Here is a 7222-nt window from a genome sequence, read left to right on the forward strand (position 1 = left end):
TATTAACAACGGTGAGTCAAATAATTTATGATTTGTTCAAAAGTTTGTTTCTTTAATTGCCGTACCTAATTGTTATGCAAAGAGTTATATGTAGCTCCACTTTCCATAACACTTTGTAGGTTGGGTTGAGTCACGAAACCCAACAGAAATACCTTGGCACAACTAATCAGTAAATTAACAACGGTGAGTCAAATAATTTATGATTTGTTCAAAAGTTTGTTTCTTTAATTGCCGTACCTAATTGTTATGCAAAGAGTTATATGTAGCTCCACTTTCCATAACATTTTGTAGGTCTGGTTGAGTCACGAAACCCAACAGAAATACCTTGGCACAACTAATCAGTAAATTAATAACAGTGAGTCAAATAATTTATGATTTGTTCAAAAGTTTGTTTCTTTAATTGCCGTACCTAATTGTTATGCAAAGAGTTACAGCAGATTTCAAGTATATGAAGTACAAATATTAAAAATTAAACGTTTCTAGTGCGGGAATCTTGCCCGCGATGGGTCTACTTCACCAAAGTAGAATACGCTGTATATATAGCTCCACATTAAGATTAGGAAAAATCTCTATTACTTTTTCAATCAAATTATATTGCCCTTACTAAAAATGTGCTGCTAGAGAAACTTTTGTTGGGTTTCGCTACAGCTTAACCCAACCTAGAGCTACCAATTAATTTAGGTAAGAAACTCAACATACATAACGACCTATCAAGATTATAAAATCTCTGTATTACCTTGGAAATAAAATTTATTGCCCTTACTAAAAAATGTACTGCTAGAGAAATTTTTGTTGGGTTGCGAGATACGCTTAACCCAACCTACGGTATTTTAATTCCTTACTAACAAGCACGAACGATTGCTTCTCAAAAAAAATACAAACTTCTCTATAAAAACCTCATATTTTCCAACCGATTAATATCTATAATTTGCTCGACTAAACTTTGCCAATTTCTTTGAATCTTAATCCGATTTGCCATAGTCTTAAACTCCGGCCAAACCTTCTGTCGCACTTGTTCATCATCTAAAAAAATCTCCCAATCATCTTTAATATCCTCAGCATACGATATCCGATCTACAAACTCAGCTACCATCGCATAAGCTAACTGTTTAGGTTCAGATAATAACTTGTCTAAATCTGACTTGCATAAATCAATTACCCGTTGATGAATTTTCTGAATTTCTATCAACACTTTTTCCGAATATTCAGCATTTTTAGTAGAAATTTCCTTCTCCATTTTCTCCAGTAAAAGTTCTGACTTAATTTTTTCCTCGTCAGATATATTACCTGATTTTAAGAGGTTGGATAGCCTTTTTTCCCACCAATCTTTTATTTGCTCTATCGTCTGAAACTGAGCCATAATTTTATTAATATTAAATTTCTCAGGATTTAATATTTCTTCCAATTCCGACCACAACATTTCCCAATCAGGAGTCAAACTCAGAGGATTTTTATCGGGGGTAAGTTTATTAATATGTTGCCTAACTTGACGCTGAATAATACCTGCATAAGATACGTTAAAAGCAGAAATAGTTTTAAACCCTAACTTCAGATTTTCTAAATCCCCTGGAATATGCTCTGCCATCCATTTTAAGAAGTCAATTTCTCGCACATCAGTTAATCCTCCTAGTTGTACTTCATCAGTTAATAACCAAGCTATTTCTGATTTGATCGTATCTAGAGAATCTTGAATTTTTCCATCTAGAAATAAGAATTGTTTAGATAAATCAGTTCTGACAATATGTAGATAACGACTGTAAGCTTCAGTATATGAACCAAATCTATTTCTATCTTTTTTGATTTGCTCTACAGACTTGGGAATAGATGGCAGTTTTTGGCAATTTTCTATAACTTCATTTACTTCTTTTTGGAAAGTTTCATCTCTTTTATCGCTTGCCAACTCAATAATTTCTAAATATGGCTGTAAAGTATTAGTTAATTTATCCCAAAATTGCTTAAACGACTTCTGAAAAAGTCTTTTATCTCCGGCATATTGTTGGAGAGCAGAACTAGCTTTTTCTAACTCTGCTTGCAAATTTTTACTTAACTTAGTCAACTTATTTTCAAAAGTTAAAGCATATTTATGGTCTAACTCAGTAATATTTTCCGTCAAATACTGCAAGATTTTTTCTAACACATTCGCCGTTGCTTCTGTATTAGCACAATCAGCAATAATACAGTTAGCAAACTCCATTCTTGTCTTGGGAACGTCATCTAAAAAACCTTGACAATTTTTGGAATTATCTCCTTGCTCCGAGTCAGGAGCAGTCTTATTAAGAATTAAAAATGACCATCTTGATAAAGGAATTGTAGGTATTCCTTTTTGCGCTTTATCGTACAAACCCACATCAGAATCTTTATCCCAATAATCTCCTCCAGGATTAGGTTTTCGCATAAATAAAGCAAAGTCTACATCTTCACTCAAAACTTTAATCATTCGCTCTACATCTCCTACTCCTGTATCCCCTAAACCAGGCAAATCTACTACTGCTATTTGACCAATATCCGAGTGGGGAAATTGAGATTCAATTTCTACTTTTTTTACAGCTAAGTAATTGTAATAAACCTGTTTGCCATTAACATCATCTTGGGCAACATATTCTCTAATTTTTTCTTGGGTAATAGGAAAAATTGGTTTCAGATTGAATAAATCTTTGTATTGAGGATAATGTTCTTTATACCGCTTCAAATATTCATATTTTGCTTGGTCTACTTTATTAGCAATATCGTTTGGTAATGCAGGTAAACCCTTATTAATAAAATCGTCAAAATTTTCTGGTATCGTTCCTAATGATAAGTCTTCATAGTAAAGCTTAATAACTTCTTCTAGTAAACTTTCTTTCGAGTGAGAGTAGACTTTTCCTGTAGTCGATCCTGCTTCTAATTGATGATAGATAATACTCATAACTCCCGTACAATGTTGTCCGCTACCATCGGGAATTTCATTACGAGTTAATCCAGTTAAAGTCTGTAAAAATTTGCTTTTGCCTTGCCTTGGTTTACCAACCACACCAATGTTTAGAGTTTGGCGAGAAAAGCGTGCTTTTAATTTACTAATTGTCGTTAAATTCGTTGTTATTTTTTGCTCTATTTCATGCAAATTAATCCCTTGCAAAATTTCCAATGTTTGAGAATCATTAAGCTGAGGGAGAAAATTATTTCGTTCTTTAATTAGTCGTTGAATATATTGCTGTAGAGAAGTTAAATGAGCCTCTACTTTTTCAACTCTCTTAGCTAGAGGTTGACGTTTTTCTATGATGTTTTGAATTTTAGAGGATATATCCTTAACCATAAGCAGTGTTGAAAAATTGGTGAGCTTTAAGTATTGTTATTTAACATCCAAGTATAACATAGGAGAAGCAATATATCGGCTCAAAAAATTTTGTCAAATCAGATTTTTAAAGAGAGCGATCGCTCCGAATTTTACAACCTCAAAATTAGCATAATTACTAATCAAACTAACCTGTGAATTAATCAAAATATATTTGATTGGGAATTATCTGCTTAATTAGTCATAAATAAAATTGGAGAATTTTTGACTTTCTATATCTCTATCTCTATCTTTAATTCTATTTTGCCTTCAGACTCCAGATAATTTTCGAGGATATATCCGTAACCATAAGCAGTGTTGAAAAATGTGTGAACTTTAAGTAGCGATCGCTTCGACTTTTACCATCTCAAAATTAGCCTAATTACTAATCAAAGTAACCTGTGAATTAATCAAAATATATTTGACTGACTAATCTGGTATCTGCTTAATTAGTCATAAATAAAATTGGATAATTTTTGACTTTCTATATCTCTATCTTTAATTCTATTTTGCCTTCAGACTCCAGATAATTTTCGAGGATATATCTGTAGCCATAAGCAGTGTTTAAAAATTAGTGAGCCTTAAGTATTGTTATTTAACATCCAAGTATAACATCGGAGAACCGAGCTATCAGCTCAAAAGATTCTCTAAAATCAGATTTTAAAAGAAAGCGATCGCTCCGAATTTTCGCACCTCAAAATTAGCATAATTATCAATCAAACTAACCGTTGCATTAACCAAAATCTATTTGACTGAGTAATATGGTATCTGCTTAATTATTCATAAATAAAATTGGATAATTTTTGACTTCCTATATCTCTATCTTTATCCTGTATTCCCTCTACACTCCAGACTTATATTTAATTATTTATTGATTTATAACTCTTCAACTCGAAATGATATACCTAATTATTCTGAGGACTGAGGACTGAGGACTGAATTATGACTCCTTGTAAAGTTTCCGATGCTTGAGAATCATTAAGCTGAGGAATAAAATTATTCCGTTCTTTAATTAATCGTTGAATATATTTCTGTAGAGAAGTCAAATGAGCCTCTACTTTTTCAACTCTCTTAGCTAGAGGTTGATGTTTTTCTATGATGCTTTTAATTTTCGAGGATATATCTGTAGCCATAAGCAGTGTTTAAAAATTAGTGAGCCTTAAGTATTGTTATTTAACATCCAAGTATAACATCGGAGAACCGAGCTATCAGCTCAAAAGATTCTCTAAAATCAGATTTTAGAAGAGAGCGATCGCTCCGAATTTTCGCACATCAAAATTAGCATAATTATCAATCAAACTAACCGTTGCATTAACCAAAATCTATTTTACTAATACCATTTCACAGAATTCAGAATTCTGAATTCAGAATTCTGAAGTTAGATTGAATAAGCTAAAAACTTTGACAAGAGAAAGGTTTGAGGCAATTATTTTACATTTAAAGTTTGAAACTATTTGTGACATCTTTAAAGTGAATTGGTATAAGTAATATGGTATCTGCTTAATTAGTCATAAATAAAATTGGAGAATTTTTGACTTCCTATATCTCTATCTTTATTCTGTATTTCCTCTAGACTCTAGACTTCTATTTAATTATTTATTGATTTATAACTCTTCAACCCGAAATGATATATCTAATTATTCTGATTCCTGAATTATGACTCCTTGCAAAATTTCCGATGTGTGAGAATCATTAAGTTGAGGGAGAAAATTATTTCTTGCTCTAATTAGTCGTTGAATATATTGCTGTAGATCGGCTCAAAAGATTCTCTAAAATAAGATTTTAAAAGAAAGCGACCGCTCCGAATTTTCGCACTTCAAAATTAGCATAATTTGCAATCAAACAAACTGTTGCATTAATCAAAATCTACTTTACTAAGTAATATAATATCGGCTTAATTAGTCATAAATAAAATTGGAGAATTGTTTACTTCCTATATCTCTATCTTTATTCTGTCTTCTCTCCAGGCTCAAGATTTATATTTAATTGTTTATTGATTTATAACTCTTAAACTCGAAATTATATAACTAATATAGTCTACCTTATCTCAAACTTAATTACCGAATAATTAAGGTTTAAAGCCTCTCTTTTCAAGGAGAAACAAGAAAAAATTTTCCTTTTATTCAATCCTCTTCCTTTTAGGGAAAGGTAATTATCAATTATCCATTATCCATTATCCATTATTGAAAGCTATATTCAGATTTGATTCTCTGATAAAAGCTACTTATAATTATTCATAAGTCTAACTTTTTTATGGCTTTTTCTGTTATATAGCAATCATAAATTAGATGTGAGAATTGAGGTATTTTTTAAAAGTACAGAATATAGCACTTATTTTATGAATAAGATACATTTTTTTCTTCTTCTCTGTTCCCTGTTCCCCATTCCCTGTTCCCCAAAAGTATCCAATATCTCACAACTTAAGTCATATTACTATATAAGTCATTTAGTATAGTTTTTTATCGACAAATTAAGATTTTTATCATCCTAGCTATTAATTGTACATTTTTTTACTTTCCCATAACTGATACTTAGGTATAATTAAAAAACACCACTAAACTATCGCATCTACAGACCCATGGATATTGCCAAAATTAGCACCGAATCAGTAGAATTACTCTCCCTTATTACTGGAAAAAAATTGACTAAAAAGGATATTACGCCACCAGTATTGTTTTTAGCCAATTTAGTAATCATCCTGATAGGTGTTATCTATGCAGATGGAAAAGTAGTAGAAGAAGAAAAAGCTAGACTGAAAATAACCATCCATAAATTTATCCCTCCTAAAGGCAATGTCTTGGAATTAACTAAATTAATGATTCATGGAGTATCTAAACAACAGCTTTACAAAAAATTTGAGACTATCTTGAAATTAATTTATCCTCTTTCGACTCCAGAAAAATTATTACTAATCAGCTTTGGTTATGAAATGTCTGCCGCTGATGGAGATATGGATGTACGGGAGAAAAAATATCTAGAAATCGTGGGAAAAAAATTAGGTGTTAGACCCCAAAATTTACAACTTTTAGAAGCAGGATTTATTCATCAAGACAATCTCGATAAAAAATCTATCGATGAAGTGAAATATTTACTTAATCCGGCGCGTTTCCATCAGTTAGATAATATTTTTGTTAAAGCTGCTAGTGAAATGCTAAATTCACTTTTGCCCAGTCACAACCAAAAACAAAACAAAACAAATAAACTCAAACAAACTGTTGTTTATAAAAAGTTAAAAGAGTTTCAAAAATATAGACAAGAACTAGAGAATATTTGCAACCAAACATATCAAATATTTGCCGAATCAAGTGAGCGAGATTTACTGCCCAATACATTAATTTATGAAGTAGATAAAATCTTAGAAAAAATACAATCTCAAAAATTCAGAATTGCAGCGATAGGAGAATTTAGTCAAGGTAAATCAACTTTATTAAATGCTTTACTCGGAGAGAAAATTCAACCAGTCAGAGAAATTCCCTGTAGTGGCACAGTTACAGTTTTAAAATATGGGGATAAAAAGCGGGTTATTTGTCGTTACAAAGATGGCAAAGAAGTAGAAATTCCTTTGACAGAATATCAGTCAAAAGCAACTATTTCAGAAACAGCAGCTTTAGGAAATATGAATGAGGAATTAGCCCACTCAGAGCTAGAGGAAATAATTTTTGAACATCCAGATTTAGAATTATTTCAAAGTGGGGTAGAAATTCTTGACTCTCCTGGTTTAAATGAACATCCAGACCGGACTGCTATTACTCAAAAATTATTAGAAAATACAGATGCAGTAATTTTCCTAACTAATGCTTCTCGTCCACTAAATCAAGGGGAACGAGAGTTAATTCAAAGTTTGAAGTTGCAGTTAAATGGAAATAAAATTGATTTGCCTGCGGATAATTTATTTGTGTTAGTGAATTTTAT

3 protein-coding genes are annotated in these 7222 nt (G+C 31.5%); 1 reads left to right on the forward strand and 2 read right to left on the reverse strand.

The features are described from left to right. Positions 1-886: 886 nt before the first annotated feature. Both F6K22_RS25355 and F6K22_RS25360 read right to left on the reverse strand, forming a co-directional pair. Complete coding sequence (locus F6K22_RS25355) at positions 887-3292, reverse strand: hypothetical protein (protein ID WP_293104375.1); 2406 nt, start codon at positions 3290-3292, stop codon at positions 887-889. 923 nt (positions 3293-4215) lie between these two features. Next, a complete protein-coding gene (locus F6K22_RS25360) occupies positions 4216-4443 on the reverse strand; it encodes a hypothetical protein (protein WP_293104378.1) in 228 nt (75 codons plus the stop codon). 1445 nt (positions 4444-5888) lie between these two features. On the opposite strand from F6K22_RS25360, the gene F6K22_RS25365 reads away from it, so the two are divergent. Beyond that, positions 5889-7222, forward strand: a 1334-nt coding sequence (locus F6K22_RS25365; protein WP_293104381.1) for a dynamin family protein, incomplete at its 3' end; no start/stop codon positions are given.

It is taken from the genome of Okeania sp. SIO2F4 (assembly GCF_010672385.1).
In the GTDB taxonomy this organism is placed as follows: domain Bacteria; phylum Cyanobacteriota; class Cyanobacteriia; order Cyanobacteriales; family Microcoleaceae; genus Trichodesmium.

Coding starts and splice junctions, on each gene's coding strand:
- F6K22_RS25355 (WP_293104375.1), bottom strand. CDS start 3,292: ATGGTTAAGGATATATCCTCTAAAATTCAAAACATCATAGAAAAACGT.
- F6K22_RS25360 (WP_293104378.1), bottom strand. CDS start 4,443: ATGGCTACAGATATATCCTCGAAAATTAAAAGCATCATAGAAAAACAT.